We start from the raw sequence: 13,580 nt of genomic DNA on the forward strand, positions 1-13,580 counted from the left end.
CCGAATCATCCATTTTATGGATTTTGGGACACTCCTTTTTTTATGGATGGAGCTGGGATGTTGAACCTAGCTCTCTGGACGGGTGTTATCGCGTGCTTCTGTTTACCAATTCACGTGGGTTGATGCCATCGTCTATGGTTAGCGGGATGCGTGCACCCTTGGCGATTCGCTCCCAAGGCACCATTTTAAAATTCTGATTCAGCTTTTTGCCGTTTTGCAGATTTTCATCATCTTGTGCAACGAAGATACCGTGCGGGAAATTCTTGCCCAGTCCATAACCAAGAACATCAATACCGTCTGTAACAGAGGTACCGTCGACTGTAGGGCTGGCGCTGATCGTAAAGTTGCTTATATATGCATTGTCGCTTTGACGTTCATAGATCGCATAGCTGCTGTTTCCTTGACTGGAGGCTATGAGGTATCCCTTGCCGTCTTTGCCGTAATACAATGTAAGCCCTTCTATGTCATCTTGAAGTCTGCGCCCATCTGCAATATCAACACGTCGTAGCGGCTCAGAAGAACCGTCTGGCTCAGCGTCATATTTCCAGATGGCGTGATCCTCTTCAGCAATGTAGACTGTGCCATATTCATCATCAGCTACCATGCCCTCGGATTGCGTAGCGAGCTTGAACTGGCGGACAAGCTTGCCGTTAATTTTGCCGCTTCCGTTGTCAGTCAGCTCATATTGTTCAAATTCACCCTCTTTGCCCAAAACGAGTGCGTAAAACTTATCCGTCTTGATGCTATGGTACAAGCTGAAGCCGTACACTTCGTTCATAGATGATTTAATAGGCTTGTCGACCACGTTTGTTAACGTTCCTGATCCCCCGTCAATGGCAAAGATATCAACGGTGTTGTTAGTGCGATTGGTCGCCCCTGCAATATCAATTTTTTTACCGCCCAGTGTAAATCCGTAACGGATATCCACGTTATTCATTTTTCCAATCTTAAAGTTTTGCAGCTGCTTGCCTTCCAGATCATAGACCAAAATCCCGCCGCCTTTATTGGTGGCTACAATTCTGCTGTTCTCCGGATTAGCCGGATTGAGCCAGATTGCAGGATCGTCGGCTGCGTCGTCTCCATCCTCTACTGCTTCTGTTTCGGCAGATGGAGTCACTTTATAGGTAGGAACAGCGTCTTTAGGATCAGCAAATTTGCTGCTTTCTGCCTTAAGGGTAGCAAGAAGCTTGGTGGGGAGGTATATATTGCCGCCAACCATCTTAATTTCGTGCTCTGCTTCTCCGGTTTGACCGGCCAGGCGATATTGCTTCTCACCGACAGTAAAGGTTCCGACGATACCGTTTTTCAGCTTTACCAAAGCAGACTTGTCATCACTGTCCCAGGTAATTGTAGCCCCCATGGTATCTGCCAGTGTTCGCAGTGGTGCATACCCGGATGGTTGTGCCTCTGCCGCATGGATCATTCCAGGTGCAATGAGAGTTCCTGTCAAAATGGTTAACAATGCTAATCTGGTTGCCTTCATATGTATACCCCTTTTCATGAAGCAGGATCAAATAACTGACTTAATATAAAGGGACAATATAAGAAGCGTACGATGGAAATGTAAAGGAGACATAAACATTCAATCGGCTGGTTTCCAGTATTGTTGTCTATAATTTTTGGGGGACATCCCGAACTTTTCTTTAAAGCATTTGGAGAAATAGCTGGCTTGGGAGAAACCCGTTTCCTCCGTAATTTGTTGCACAGACCAGTCGGTTTGCAGCAAAAGACTGCGGCCTTGATCCAGTCGGTAATCCATTAAATATTCAAGCGGCGTGCGCTGGAAGGCGACCTTCATGCATCTGGCGAGATAGTTTTGATGGACGTGAAAATGAGCCTCCAAGTCTTTATTGGTGATTGTATTTTTGTAATTTTGTTTTAAGTATATTTCGATCTGTTCTGCTAACTTGGAGGAACTGCTTTTATAATTCTCATCATATTCCAAATTCTGAAAAATATTCACAAACGTCTGTTGGGCCTCCCACAGCGCCAGCTTTCTAGGCTTTAAGGTAGAGGCTAACAAGTAGTCCAATTTGAAAAACAGCTCATTGGGACTAATTATTTTTTGGAATTTGGGTAAATGAATTGTCGTGTGCTCGGAATGAAATGTAGGGGTGAGCTAGGTGTGATCAGGTTGGGTGAGGATTGCGCGCGCCACGCACTATTCGTTTGGAAATGGAACCAATAAAAGGAGGTTTGTTCTGTACATGCTTCAATGGGAAAATGGTGTTTATCCGGTTCAAGAATGAGCGCATAATTTTCAGCTACTTTCCACGCTTCGTCCTCTTCGCCGATGTGCAGCAGCCCTTCTTTGATGATAATCACGTCAAAATAGCCCAAGTTATAGCGATTCGGGTGCCTGTCCCCTTTTTGGTATGTAGTAAAATTCCCCTCAATGAAATAAGGCAATGGAGGGACAAGGAAAGATAGAAAGTCTGTTTTGCTCATGGAAGTCAGCTCCTTTGTGTGTGAAATCGTATAACTTTTAGTTAAAGATCGCGATTTTTTTTATAAATTCAGGTTGATAAAATAAGGACTGTAGCAAGGGAAGCTCAGGTTGGCCTGGTCGGTATAATCATTACTTTATCTTTATTTTTTCAAAAATGAAAGCGTTCTATTTCGAGGAAGGGATGTTTATCCAATGAAAACGGCAAAGCCAGTAAAGCATGTCAGCGTGGATGATTTATTTTGGAAAAAGTATAAGCAGGTTGTAGCGGAAGAGGTCATTCCTTATCAGTGGAAAGCATTAAATGATGAATTACCAGATACAGAACCTAGTCATGCGATTGAAAACTTTAAAATTGCGGCTGGGGAATCCAGTGGGGAATATTATGGAACCGTTTTCCAGGAAAGTGATCTGGCCAAATGGCTAGAAACGGTTGCCTTTTGCTTAAGGGATCACCCGAATCCTGCGCTTGAGGAGCGGGCAGATGAAGTGATTGCGCTGTTGGGAAGAGCCCAAGCTGAAGATGGATATCTGAATACGTACTATTTGCTAAAGGAACCCAATAATCGCTGGACAAACTTAAGAGATAATCATGAGCTATATTGTGCGGGACATTTTATAGAAGCCGCTGTTGCTTATTATGAAACGACGGGCAAAACGAAGTTCCTTCACATCATGGAGAAATACGTAGACCTGATTCAGCAAATCTTTGGTACGGAAGAAGGGAAAAAGAAAGGTTACCCGGGGCACGAAGAAATCGAACTGGCCTTAATCAAATTATACGACGTAACTGCCAAGGATCAATATCTCAAATTAGCGCAATATTTTATTGAGCAGCGGGGGCAGCATCCGATTTGTTTTGTGGAGGAGCAAGGCAACAGAAAACACATTCAAACAGAGCCTACCTGGAATGATGATAACAACGTTAATTTTGGCTTAGGCTTCGAATACCAGCAGGCACACCAGCCTGTGCGTGAGCAAAAAGGGGCTGTCGGCCATGCGGTAAGAGCAATGTATCTGTATATTGCGATGGCGGACCTGGCCGCAAAAACAGGGGATGCTTCCCTGTTAAAAGCCTGTGAAACACTATGGGAGGATGTAACGAACCACAAAATGTACATCACTGCCGGGATCGGATCTGCTGTCAACGGGGAAGCATTCACTTGCCAGCATGATCTCCCTAATGACAGCATGTACTGTGAAACTTGCGCCTCGGTAGGGCTGGCCTTCTGGGCCAATCGTATGCTGCGCTTGTCGCCAGACCGGAAATATGCCGATGTACTGGAACGTGCGTTATACAACGGAACGATCAGTGGGATGGATCTGGATGGTAAACGGTTCTTCTACGTGAATCCACTAGAAGTTAATCCGTATCAGAAATCCAGAAAAGATCAGGGGCATGTAAAAACAGAACGGCAAGAATGGTTCTTCTGCGCCTGCTGTCCGCCCAACCTGGCCCGCATGATCGCATCGGTCGAGGACAATATGTACACCCAAACCGAGGATACGTTGTATACACATCTGTATATTGCAGGCAAGGTGAGCCTGACTTTATCCGGTCAAGAGGCTGAAATCACCCAAACTCATCGTTATCCATGGAACGCGGATTTGGGCTTTTCGATTCATGTAACAGAGCCGACCTCATTTACATGGGCGCTGCGCATTCCGGGCTGGTGCAAACAGGCAGAGGTGAAGGTGAATGGAAAGGCCGTATCATTAGACCATCTGGAAAAAGGGTATGTTGAGCTTGAGCGTATCTGGAATGACGGTGATGTCGTTTCCTTGCATTTGGCCATGCCGGTTGAACGCATTCGGAGCAATCCGCTTGTTTCCATGAACCAGCAGCAAATTGCTCTGCAACGTGGCCCCGTCGTATTTTGTCTGGAAGAAGTAGATAATGGGCCCAACCTGGCAGGGTTACGATTGCCGAAGAACAGCCTCATTACGGAAGAGTTTAGCGAAAGCCTGCTGGGTGGCATTGTAAAGCTGACCGCAGAAGGTTATCGGGTGAAAAGCTCGACTGCATTATATAGCTCGGAGCCGCCTGAACTTGTTCCGCAGCAAATCACCGCTATTCCTTACTATGCCTGGTGCAACCGGGCCAAAGGGGAAATGCGCGTATGGGTTTATGAATCATAATTCATTCGCATGAGGAGAGAAGAGATCATGAGCACGAGAATTGTGAGTACGGAACCACCTGAGAAAGCAGCCAGTACCGTTCCTTTTCATCGTAAAATCAGCTATTCATTAACGGATACAGCGGGCAATCTTTTATACTGTGTCATTTCCAGTTATCTATTATATTTTTACACGGATGTATTTGGTCTTTCTATTGGGATTGCCGGGACACTGCTTTTTATCACCCGCTTTATCGACGCCATTGATGCCCCGATCTGGGGCATCCTGATTGACCGGACCAAATCAAAATATGGGCAGAGCAGACCGTATTTTCTATGGCTATCTATCCCGTTTGCTGTGTTCATGGTGCTTACGTTTACAACACCCAACTGGAGTGAGTCTGGAAAAATTGCATACGCTGCCAAAACTGGCCCTGGATGCTTGTTGTAGCTGCTAACTTGTGTTATTGGATTGGGTTGAACATCCGTTCATCCACGCTCATCTTTTATCTGCAATACAATCTGGACAGCAAGGACTTGGTTCCTTTAATCAATGGACTGACCTCTATACAATTAATCTCGATGGTTCTAATTCCGATGTTCGCCAGAAAATTAAGTAAAAATTCGATCATGATTATCGGATTGATACTGGCTGCACTGGGGCAGGTTGTGATTTTAATGGGAAGCGCCAACTTAACCCTCATTATTGCCGGTTGGATTATTGGTGCGTTAGGTTCAGGCTTCGCATGTTCGATGCCATTTGCAATGCTGTCAGATACAGTGGATTATGGGGAATGGAAAAATGGAATTCGGGCAAGTGGGTTCCTGACCTCGATTGGCAGCGCATTTTGTATTAAAGCAGGTAGTGGAATTGGTGGATTATTGCCTGCATGGGTTATGGGTAGCACAGGCTATATCGCCGGAAAGGTCCAAACGCCTGCTGCATTGTCCGGCATTCAGTTTAGCTTTATCTGGCTACCGTTTATCATCTTCCTGATCGGCATCATTCCTATGTTCTTTTATAAAAAATTCGAAAAGAATGAAGCCTCCATTCAACAAGATTTAATTGCAAGGGGATCTAATTAATTCATATAACAGAATATTAATGATATTAAGAAATATTGTATTCCTGCCCGAAGGCCTGTTCACTAAGTTGAGCAGGTTATTGTTTTTTCTATTCAAAATGTGAGTAAAACTATTGACAGGATTTTCTTTTGGAGTGATACTTTCTATGTAGAGAAAAGTGTACGGAATCAAGAACTAGGCACACCTAGCCTTGCAACTATATACATTTTTTCGCAATGAAAGCTCTTCTGGTGAAGGGTTTTTTTCAATTTGATAAAAAGAATGTGATGATATGAGCCAATTGAGTGTAAGAATGAGAACGCATGGCTTTCTAAATAAGCATTTTACGGGAGAGTCTATTGATTATCGACAGATTATTGCTCTGTTTATCCCGCTTCTGATTGATCAGGCCTTTATTGTGGGGCTTAATTTGGTGAATACTGCCATGATTAGCTCGTCAGGGATGGCGGCGGTCAGTGCGGTAAATATGATTGATTCCCTGAATATTTTTCTGATTAATGTGTTTGTCGCGGTGTCCACCGGGGGAACGGTTGTCGTTGCGCAGTATAGGGGGAGCGGCAACGACCTCATGGTCTCCAAGGCCGCATCCGGCACCATTTCCTCCGTTTCCTTGCTGGCCTTATGTATCAGTTTGTTTATGATTGCGTTGTACAATCCAATTTTAAGTGTTCTGTTCGGCTCTGCCTCGCCGGATGTATTGGCCAACGGTAAGGTATATCTGCTGGGAAGCTGTGTATCTTTCGTTGGAATTGGGGTGGTTGAGGCGGTATGTGGAGCACTCAGGGGAATAGGGAAGACGCGAGCGTCTTTGGCGCTTTCTCTCATTATGAACCTTTCGTATGTGGTCTTAAATGTAGTATTTATCAATCTGTTGCACATGGGTGTGCTGGGCATGACGATTGCGGTGAACGTGTCCAGATATGCGGCAGCCGTCTGTGCGTTGATTTATTTGGTCAGAGTAGATGACGACTTGCGAGTTCAGCTTAGAGATATGCTTTATTTTAATCTAGCCATGCTCAAAAAAATTCTGTTTATCGGACTTCCGTTCGCAGCGGAACAGATGTTTTTCAATGGGGGTAAAATCTTAACCCAGATTTTCATTGTAAATCTGGGGACGTATGCCCTGGCGACGAACGCCATTTGCTCATCACTGGCCAACGTATTCCAAATCCCTTCGAATGCCCTGGCGCTTACCATTGTGACAGTGGTCGGGCAATGCATGGGTCGTCGTAATGTTGCGGATGCCCGCAAGTTTACCAAATCGTTTATTTGGCTGTCGTCTTGTTCTTTTATTGTCATGGGGCTCATTCTGATGCCTTTGTTTAAGCCGATGGTGGGGCTGTTTCATCCGCCTGCTGAAATCGTAGATGACATTTTCACCGTCATGCTGATTAATACATTGGCCCAAATCCCGCTGTGGTCCATCGCCTTTATTACCCCCTCTGCGCTTAGAGCAGCAGGTGATTCGAAGTTTACGTCCATCACCTCGATGCTGTCCATGTGGTTGTGCCGGGTGGTGCTTGGGTATATGCTGGGGATCGTCTTCAATTTGGGGATTGTCGGCGTTTGGCTGGCAATGGATATTGAATGGGGCGTGCGGGGGCTCGTGTTCCTGTGGCGCTTCCGAGGGAACAAATGGGTTCAACATCGTCTGATCGACTGAATAGGTCCACTACTATAAAATTGACCTCGGGATGAGGTGTTTTATAATAGTGGATTTTTTTCTGAAATGAGTTTGACAAAGAGATGATGTCAATGGTTAAATTTAACTGGAATTTAAATTGACATCAGGAGTGTATCATTTGGAGGAACAGGATTTAACGAAAAATCAATCTACAGTCGTTCCGGGAGAGTACGCGACTCATAGCTATCGTCGACCAGAACCGGATAAGATGGCAGTATTATCGGGAACATATGGAGCCTCTATCTTTTTCAGAAGATGGGCTGCCTGGATAATTGACTTTATCCTTATCGTTTTCGGATATGAAGGACTGGTTTTTTTTGTGGTAAAAAAGGTAGCTGCTGCGGAAACCCCAAATATGGGCATGGTATTGGGTATCTTCCTGATCGGTTCCTTCTGCTATTATTTTTTGCTGGAAGGACTCACAGGCTATACGCTGGGCAAGTTTGTACTTCGTATTCAAGTTGTGAATGGAGAAGGTAGATCGCCGGGTCTGGTTAAATCGTTGATCCGCACCCTCATACAGCTGGTAGATACGAATCCGCTTTTTTTCTTGGGTTTGCCTGCCGGTGTATGTGTGCTGGCGACACCCAAAAAACAGCGGCTTGGCGATATGGCTGCGAATACATATGTGGTTAAGGTGCGGGATTTGAGAGCAGTGAACAGACAGAAAACAGGTATTTTCACAGGGGCAATCATCCTGATGACGATCATTTCGGTTATCTATGCTGCATTCTTTATTTCTTCGCTCATTACACAAATCGTGAAGCCCGAGGTATTTGTCAGTAAGGATAATCAGTTTGCGGTTACAGCCCCGTTGAGCTGGTCACGAGATGATACGATTAATGAGGACGCAGATATTTCCATTAAAAATGAATTTTCAGAAAGATACTTGATCGTATTGTCTGAACCGAAAAGCGATTTTGACAGCAGTATGACTCTTCAAGAGTATAAACAGATTATTCAAGATCATATAGAATCGGAGCTTACCAACCCGGAATCGGGAAGGGCTTCCGACATCGTGGTGAATGGATATCCTGCCATCGAATTTACCCTCAAAGGAGAAGTGGAAGACACTCCAATTATGTATAACGTGACCACGATTGAAACACCTTCACACTATCATCAAGTGCTTGCTTGGACGTACGCTTCCCGATACGGTCGAGCCCAGCAAGAGCTGCGGAAGATTAGAGACAGCTTCCGGGAAATGAATATGCTATGAAGTGAACATGAAGCAGCAACTATAGATATCGATACTAGGTTATACAGGCGGTAAGCGGAAAAAGCAGACAGCTCAAAAGGAGCGTCTGCTTAACGGGTTATTCCGACTTGAGTCTTCTTTCTTCAAATACTTCTGCTGCGACGGTAAGTATCGTGTTTAAACCTGCTGGAAAACCCGCGTAGATGATCATTTGCATCATGCATTCGACGATCTCATCCTCGCTCCACCCTACATTTAACGCGCCGTTTATGTAAAATTTCAGCTGCTGCGTATTTCCCATGGCTGTAAGGCCAGCCACGGTGGCAAGAAGACGTGATTTCAAATCCAGGCCAGGGCGGGAAAAAATTTGCCCATAGTTAAATTCAACGGCCAATCTTCCCAGATCCGGCGCTACGGAATCCTGGAAGCTGTCTACGATGGCCTTGTAATTTTCGCCATCGATTTTGGACAAGACCTCCATTCCTTTTTTGTAGTTTTCATCAACAAATGTCATGATAGTTCCATCCCTTTCTTTATGAACTTATCGTTTGCGGTTGTTCCCGCCATTTTTTGTTTCCCAGAGCAGTGCTCAATCCGACCGAAATCATAACCATGCCGCAAATGCACACACCCATCCAGTGCCAACGGCTCCAAGCCCATACCCCCAAATAGGATCCTAATGCTCCCCCCAGGAAGGTGCAAACCATATAGAGCCCGTTCAATCGGCTTCGCGCGGAAGCGGAGAGGTTGAAGATGTTGGCCTGACAGGCTACCTGGTTTGCCTGTGTACCGACTGTCAACAAAAATGCGGCCAAGATCAAAGCTGGTAGCCAGTGTCCCGCTGGCGCGGCGATCAGGAAGGAGATCAGAGCCACAAGCATACACATTTTGTTGGCGAAAGAGGCCCCCTTCTTATCGATGATCCTTCCGATTAAGGGTGTAGCGATCGCACCGCCGATTCCTACTAGACCGACCAGACCGACGACAGCGCTGCTATAAGAGTGAGGGGGCGCTTGCAGCATAAATCCTATTGTCGTAAAAAAAACGCTAAAGGATCCAAAAACCATCCCCTGACTTAAACAAGCACGCCGAAGCACACCTTCTTTAATAAATAGAGGTCCCAGGGAAAGAAGAAGCCCGCGATAAGGCAACGAGGTCGTTCCTTTGCTTACTGGAAAGCGAAGTTGAATCAGTAAGGCGAGCAGAAGAGTGCATCCGAACGAAATCCAGTACATGCTTCTCCATCCCCAGAAGCTATCTACCAGGCCACTGACAAATCTGGCTCCTAGTATGCCGCAGACCAATCCGATGGCTACCGTCCCTAGCACTTTTCCGCGATTACGTTCATCCGCCATTCCTGCGGCCAAAGGAACGATAATTTGTGGAATCACCGTGGTAAAGCCAAGACAGAAATTACTGACAATCAACCATGTAATTGAACCGGAGAGGGCCGCTGACACCAGTGACAGGCTTGTCACACCTAACAAGGCAAGAATCAATCGACGTCTTTCAAAAATGTCTCCCAGCGGTACGAGTATAAGGTTCCCTAGGGCATAACCAACCTGGGTGAGTGTCGTCACGATCGCCACCTCGGCTTCAGTCGCCCCGAATGTTCCGGTTATATCGACCAGAAGGGTCTGGTTCAAATAGACGTTCGCTACGGCAAATCCGCAGGCTGCCGCCATGAGCGCAATTAGACCTCTGGTAAGCCCGGGTCTGACGTTACTTTTCAAAACAACAACTCCTTTACTTCAAATCGGCTACAGTTGTAAGATTAATACAGATACCATACTATGAATAGAATCGTGCTTATCATAGTATTAAAAATAATGGTTTTAAACGAAAGGAAGTTGACATGAGCGATCAGGAAGAGAAACGCAAGGAGTTAGGGAAGTTTTTAAAATCGAGGCGTTCCAAACTTACTCCCGAACTATTCGGATTGCCCGTAGGGGCTAGACGGAAAGTCAAAGGCCTGCGCAGAGAAGAGTTGGCGCAGATTGCAGGTATCGGTCTTACCTGGTATACATGGCTGGAGCAAGGGAAAAATATACAAGCTTCTACCCAGGTGCTTGAACGTCTCGTAACGGTCATGCAGCTTAATACCGAAGAAAGGAACCATTTGTACAAGCTGGCTCTCGGGCAGCTACCGGTAGAACAAACGGCTTCAATCGAGGCAAGCCTTATTCCGATCGTGCAAAACTTCATAAATGAATATGAAAGATGTCCGGCTTATGTGACGGATCAGCGGTGGGATATATTGCTTTGGAATAAAGCGGGCGAGCGAGTGTTTGGTGATTTTGGAAAGATGGATAAAAAAGAGCGAAACGCGATTTGGCGATGTTTTGCTTCGCCCGCTTACCGGAACCTAATCGGGGATTGGGAAAGCCATGCAAAACGGCTTTTGGCGCAATTCCGGTTAACCAGCACTCCTTATGTAGGGGAAGGCTGGTTTAAGGATCTGGTCGCTGAGTTAATGGAGATCAGTCTTGATTTCAGACAATGGTGGCCGCGCTATGATATTTTGGGTACGCCAACCGGTAAGAAAAAGATCAATCATCCGCGCGTTGGAACCTTGGTTATGGAACATATCACTTTCCGAGTTTACGATGCCCCCGAACTGAGGCTAACCGTTTATCGCCCTCTGGAAGAGAATGATACGGTGCAGAAAATGATCCATTTACTGAACGATTAGGAGGCTGCCGGGATTGCCGGCAGCCTCAATGTTTTAAGCGTCAGGTACAGCACGATAATCTCAGCGTTTATTTCAACGTCTGATCACTCGCAATCCGGCGACTTTCGCCACCTTGCCTTGCGGGTGAGCTGTAAATCGAATCGTAGCTTCATTCTTTTGGCTCGTCACGGACTGAGGAAGCTCATAGACGAACGTTTCAAATTTATTCATTTCCTCCGACTCCAGCTTGCCTTCTCCTAACATCTGACCATCTGCGGTGATGTCAAAGTCGTGATGAGAGCTGTTGGAGCGGCTCGAGTCCTTCAGATAAGTCACCGCTAATTGGACTGGCTCATCCGGGAGGACCTTCAACACAAAAGAGAACCAGCCCCCAGGCCATGTGTCGCGATATTTACGGTTATAGATGGACCCCATGCCTACATGTTCGCCAGTAAAGGCATGATCCCGTTCAGGCTGCATTTCCGCAGGCTGCACAGCATCGACCGTACGTCGTTCCAGCTCCAACTGGTACGCCAATGCGGTACGGTATTCCGCTTCTGTGGATGCCCATTCTTCCTTGGAAAAGAGATCCCAATAGACGGTATAGGAACGATCATATATTTGATAAAACGGACGAAGCTGCAAGTCTCCGACATAGCCCAAGTCGTTCATACGGAATGTATTGGGCTCATTCTCGTCAGGAACCAGCTTCGAGGTCAATGAACCTGCCGAGCCGACCAGCACAGATGCCAGCAGGTGCTCCTCGTTGGCTTCCTGTGCGACAGGACCGAGGTCTCCAGCCAGCACAAGCGGGCCGTACATAAAGGCAATCCGGCGCGGATTGTCTGGCATTTCCTCGATTCTCACGGTCATAGGGATGTCATACTCGATCGTATCTCCGTCCTTCCATTCCCGTTCGATCACCACGTAGCTGGTAGGACAAGCCTCTGTAACAAAGGCTTCCCCGTTGATTTTAATAGCCATGCCTTGTTCCGCCCAATACGGGCATCTCAGCTTCAGTGTGAAGGATTTTGGCGTCTTGCTGATGACGCGCAGCGTTCCCCGTCCAGTTTGTGGGAAGAGAGTTTCTTGCTTGAGCTGTACATCCATGTGGTCCCACGTTACGGTAGAAGGGACATACTGGTTGACATAGATTGTTTGTGGCGTGTGAAAATAGATGGCAGTACCGTACATGGAATGGCTTTCCATACCTGACCCGACACAGCATGTAAAATCCTCATATTGAGAATTGAAGGACTTGTGTCCACCCATTTCCAATGATACAAAGTAGCACACACGTCCATCGACAGGCTGCTGTGAAGCCAAAATATGATTGAACATCGCTCGTTCATAGTAGTCGGCATAGGCTGCGTAGCCGTCCCATTCGAACATATGTCTCGTTAATTTCAGCATGTTGTAGGTGTTGCAGGTTTCGCAGGTGCCTTCGCCCAAACGGTCATTCAGCTTCCCCGGTTCACCCAAATACTCATTATAGCTATTGCCGCCGATCACGTAGGAATGCTTATGAACCACCCGATTCCAGAAAAAGCGGGAAAGGTCCGCATATTGCGGTTTGCCTGTCATTTCATATTGCCGTGCTGCGCCAATGATCTTAGGGATTTGCGTATTGGCATGTCGTCCTGCCAGCGTATCCCGGGTGTCTGCGAGGTCATTCAGCACTTCTCCATGATAAAAGCGTTCCGCCAGCTTCAAGAAGCGCTCTTCCCCGGAATGCTCCGCCAGGTCGGTCAGCACCTCGTTCATACCGCCAAATTCGCAATGCAGCACCCGTTGCATCTGCTCATCATCCAGCCCTCTGAATACATCCTCCAGCCAGTTGCCGAGTTTGATTTCCATGGGTAGAGCCTTGGGGTGATGCGCCAGCAGATGGGCATCGCGCAAGCCGGCAAGCAGCTTATGCATGGTATATAGCGGCACCCAGCCGCCGTTCAGATCAAAGCCTTGGGAGCGTATATCTCCAGCCTTTACTTCCTCGAACAGCTCTTTCCCGCGTGGAATGCCAGAAATGTATCCGTTCCCATGACTGTTTTGGCATATTTCCAGCTCGTCGATGACATCGTTTACCCGTTCAAGCAGCCTTTCGTCGCCTGTGGAGGCAAACGTCAGCGAGCAGCCGGACAGATAGTGACTGAGCGTATGTCCACTGATGCCGCGTGCTTCCCAGCCCTCATAATGAGCAGCTTTGGACTCCAGTCCCGCATATTCACGAAACCGCGATAATAGGCGGTCAGGCTCCAAACTGAGCAGATAGGCCGTATTCAGTTCCATTGCATGGTAAAGTGGACCGGAATCAATGCTTACTTTATGCAAGTCAAAAGCTTTTGCTTTCAAAGTCATCGCTCCTTAGCTAAGATGAA

The 13,580-nt window shown here is 46.7% G+C and carries 10 protein-coding genes and 1 pseudogene; 5 read left to right on the plus strand and 6 right to left on the minus strand.

Features of this window, described 5'->3' with window-relative positions:
- Positions 1-85: 85 nt before the first annotated feature.
- The 3 genes from GCU48_RS11880 to GCU48_RS27865 form a co-directional block, all read right to left on the minus strand.
- Positions 86-1,483, minus strand: coding sequence for a phytase (locus GCU48_RS11880; RefSeq protein ID WP_152380123.1), 1,398 nt, complete (start codon positions 1,481-1,483; stop codon positions 86-88).
- 99 nt (positions 1,484-1,582) lie between these two features.
- Entirely contained in the window at positions 1,583-2,032 is a 450-nt protein-coding gene (locus tag GCU48_RS27860) for a helix-turn-helix transcriptional regulator (RefSeq protein WP_244316197.1), read from the minus strand.
- 26 nt (positions 2,033-2,058) lie between these two features.
- Positions 2,059-2,448, minus strand: coding sequence for a hypothetical protein (locus GCU48_RS27865; RefSeq protein ID WP_244316199.1), 390 nt, complete (start codon positions 2,446-2,448; stop codon positions 2,059-2,061).
- A 193-nt stretch (positions 2,449-2,641) separates the two neighbouring features.
- Between GCU48_RS27865 and GCU48_RS11890 the strand changes: the two genes are divergently transcribed.
- From GCU48_RS11890 to GCU48_RS11905, 4 genes and pseudogenes are all read left to right on the plus strand, one after another.
- Complete coding sequence (locus tag GCU48_RS11890; RefSeq protein ID WP_152380124.1) at positions 2,642-4,585, plus strand: glycoside hydrolase family 127 protein; 1,944 nt, start codon at positions 2,642-2,644, stop codon at positions 4,583-4,585.
- A gap of 27 nt (positions 4,586-4,612) precedes the next feature.
- A pseudogene (locus GCU48_RS28845) lies at positions 4,613-5,649 on the plus strand (MFS transporter).
- 271 nt (positions 5,650-5,920) lie between these two features.
- Positions 5,921-7,312: an MATE family efflux transporter gene (locus GCU48_RS11900; RefSeq protein WP_152380125.1), complete on the plus strand. Its 1,392-nt coding sequence runs from the start codon at positions 5,921-5,923 to the stop codon at positions 7,310-7,312.
- 139 nt (positions 7,313-7,451) lie between these two features.
- Positions 7,452-8,552 carry an RDD family protein gene (locus tag GCU48_RS11905; protein ID WP_152380126.1) on the plus strand — a complete coding sequence of 367 codons (1,101 nt, stop codon included), beginning with the start codon at positions 7,452-7,454 and terminating at the stop codon, positions 8,550-8,552.
- 97 nt (positions 8,553-8,649) lie between these two features.
- On the opposite strand, the gene GCU48_RS11910 is transcribed toward GCU48_RS11905, so the two are convergent.
- Both GCU48_RS11910 and GCU48_RS11915 read right to left on the minus strand, forming a co-directional pair.
- Complete coding sequence (locus GCU48_RS11910; protein ID WP_152380127.1) at positions 8,650-9,045, minus strand: carboxymuconolactone decarboxylase family protein; 396 nt, start codon at positions 9,043-9,045, stop codon at positions 8,650-8,652.
- A gap of 19 nt (positions 9,046-9,064) precedes the next feature.
- Complete coding sequence (locus GCU48_RS11915; RefSeq protein ID WP_049825293.1) at positions 9,065-10,216, minus strand: MFS transporter; 1,152 nt, start codon at positions 10,214-10,216, stop codon at positions 9,065-9,067.
- Between the two features lie 170 nt (positions 10,217-10,386).
- Here GCU48_RS11915 and GCU48_RS11920 point away from each other — a divergent pair, with 170 nt between their 5' ends.
- Complete coding sequence (locus tag GCU48_RS11920; protein ID WP_152380128.1) at positions 10,387-11,223, plus strand: helix-turn-helix transcriptional regulator; 837 nt, start codon at positions 10,387-10,389, stop codon at positions 11,221-11,223.
- A 72-nt stretch (positions 11,224-11,295) separates the two neighbouring features.
- On the opposite strand, the gene GCU48_RS11925 is transcribed toward GCU48_RS11920, so the two are convergent.
- Complete coding sequence (locus GCU48_RS11925) at positions 11,296-13,554, minus strand: glycoside hydrolase family 127 protein (RefSeq protein WP_152380129.1); 2,259 nt, start codon at positions 13,552-13,554, stop codon at positions 11,296-11,298.
- Between the last annotated feature and the right edge of the window lie 26 nt (positions 13,555-13,580).

Origin of the sequence: Paenibacillus brasilensis (genome assembly GCF_009363115.1) — a bacterium.
Classification (GTDB): domain Bacteria; phylum Bacillota; class Bacilli; order Paenibacillales; family Paenibacillaceae; genus Paenibacillus; species Paenibacillus brasilensis.

What these genes read in the sequence shown, in the direction of transcription:
- GCU48_RS11880 (WP_152380123.1), bottom strand. Translation starts at nt 1,483, where the DNA reads ATGAAGGCAACCAGATTAGCATTGTTAACCATTTTGACAGGAACTCTC.
- GCU48_RS11910 (WP_152380127.1), bottom strand. Translation starts at nt 9,045, where the DNA reads ATGACATTTGTTGATGAAAACTACAAAAAAGGAATGGAGGTCTTGTCC.
- GCU48_RS11915 (WP_049825293.1), bottom strand. Translation starts at nt 10,216, where the DNA reads ATGGCGGCAGCCTGCGGATTTGCCGTAGCGAACGTCTATTTGAACCAG.
- GCU48_RS27865 (WP_244316199.1), bottom strand. Translation starts at nt 2,448, where the DNA reads ATGAGCAAAACAGACTTTCTATCTTTCCTTGTCCCTCCATTGCCTTAT.
- GCU48_RS11890 (WP_152380124.1), top strand. Translation starts at nt 2,642, where the DNA reads ATGAAAACGGCAAAGCCAGTAAAGCATGTCAGCGTGGATGATTTATTT.
- GCU48_RS11920 (WP_152380128.1), top strand. Translation starts at nt 10,387, where the DNA reads ATGAGCGATCAGGAAGAGAAACGCAAGGAGTTAGGGAAGTTTTTAAAA.
- GCU48_RS11900 (WP_152380125.1), top strand. Translation starts at nt 5,921, where the DNA reads ATGAGCCAATTGAGTGTAAGAATGAGAACGCATGGCTTTCTAAATAAG.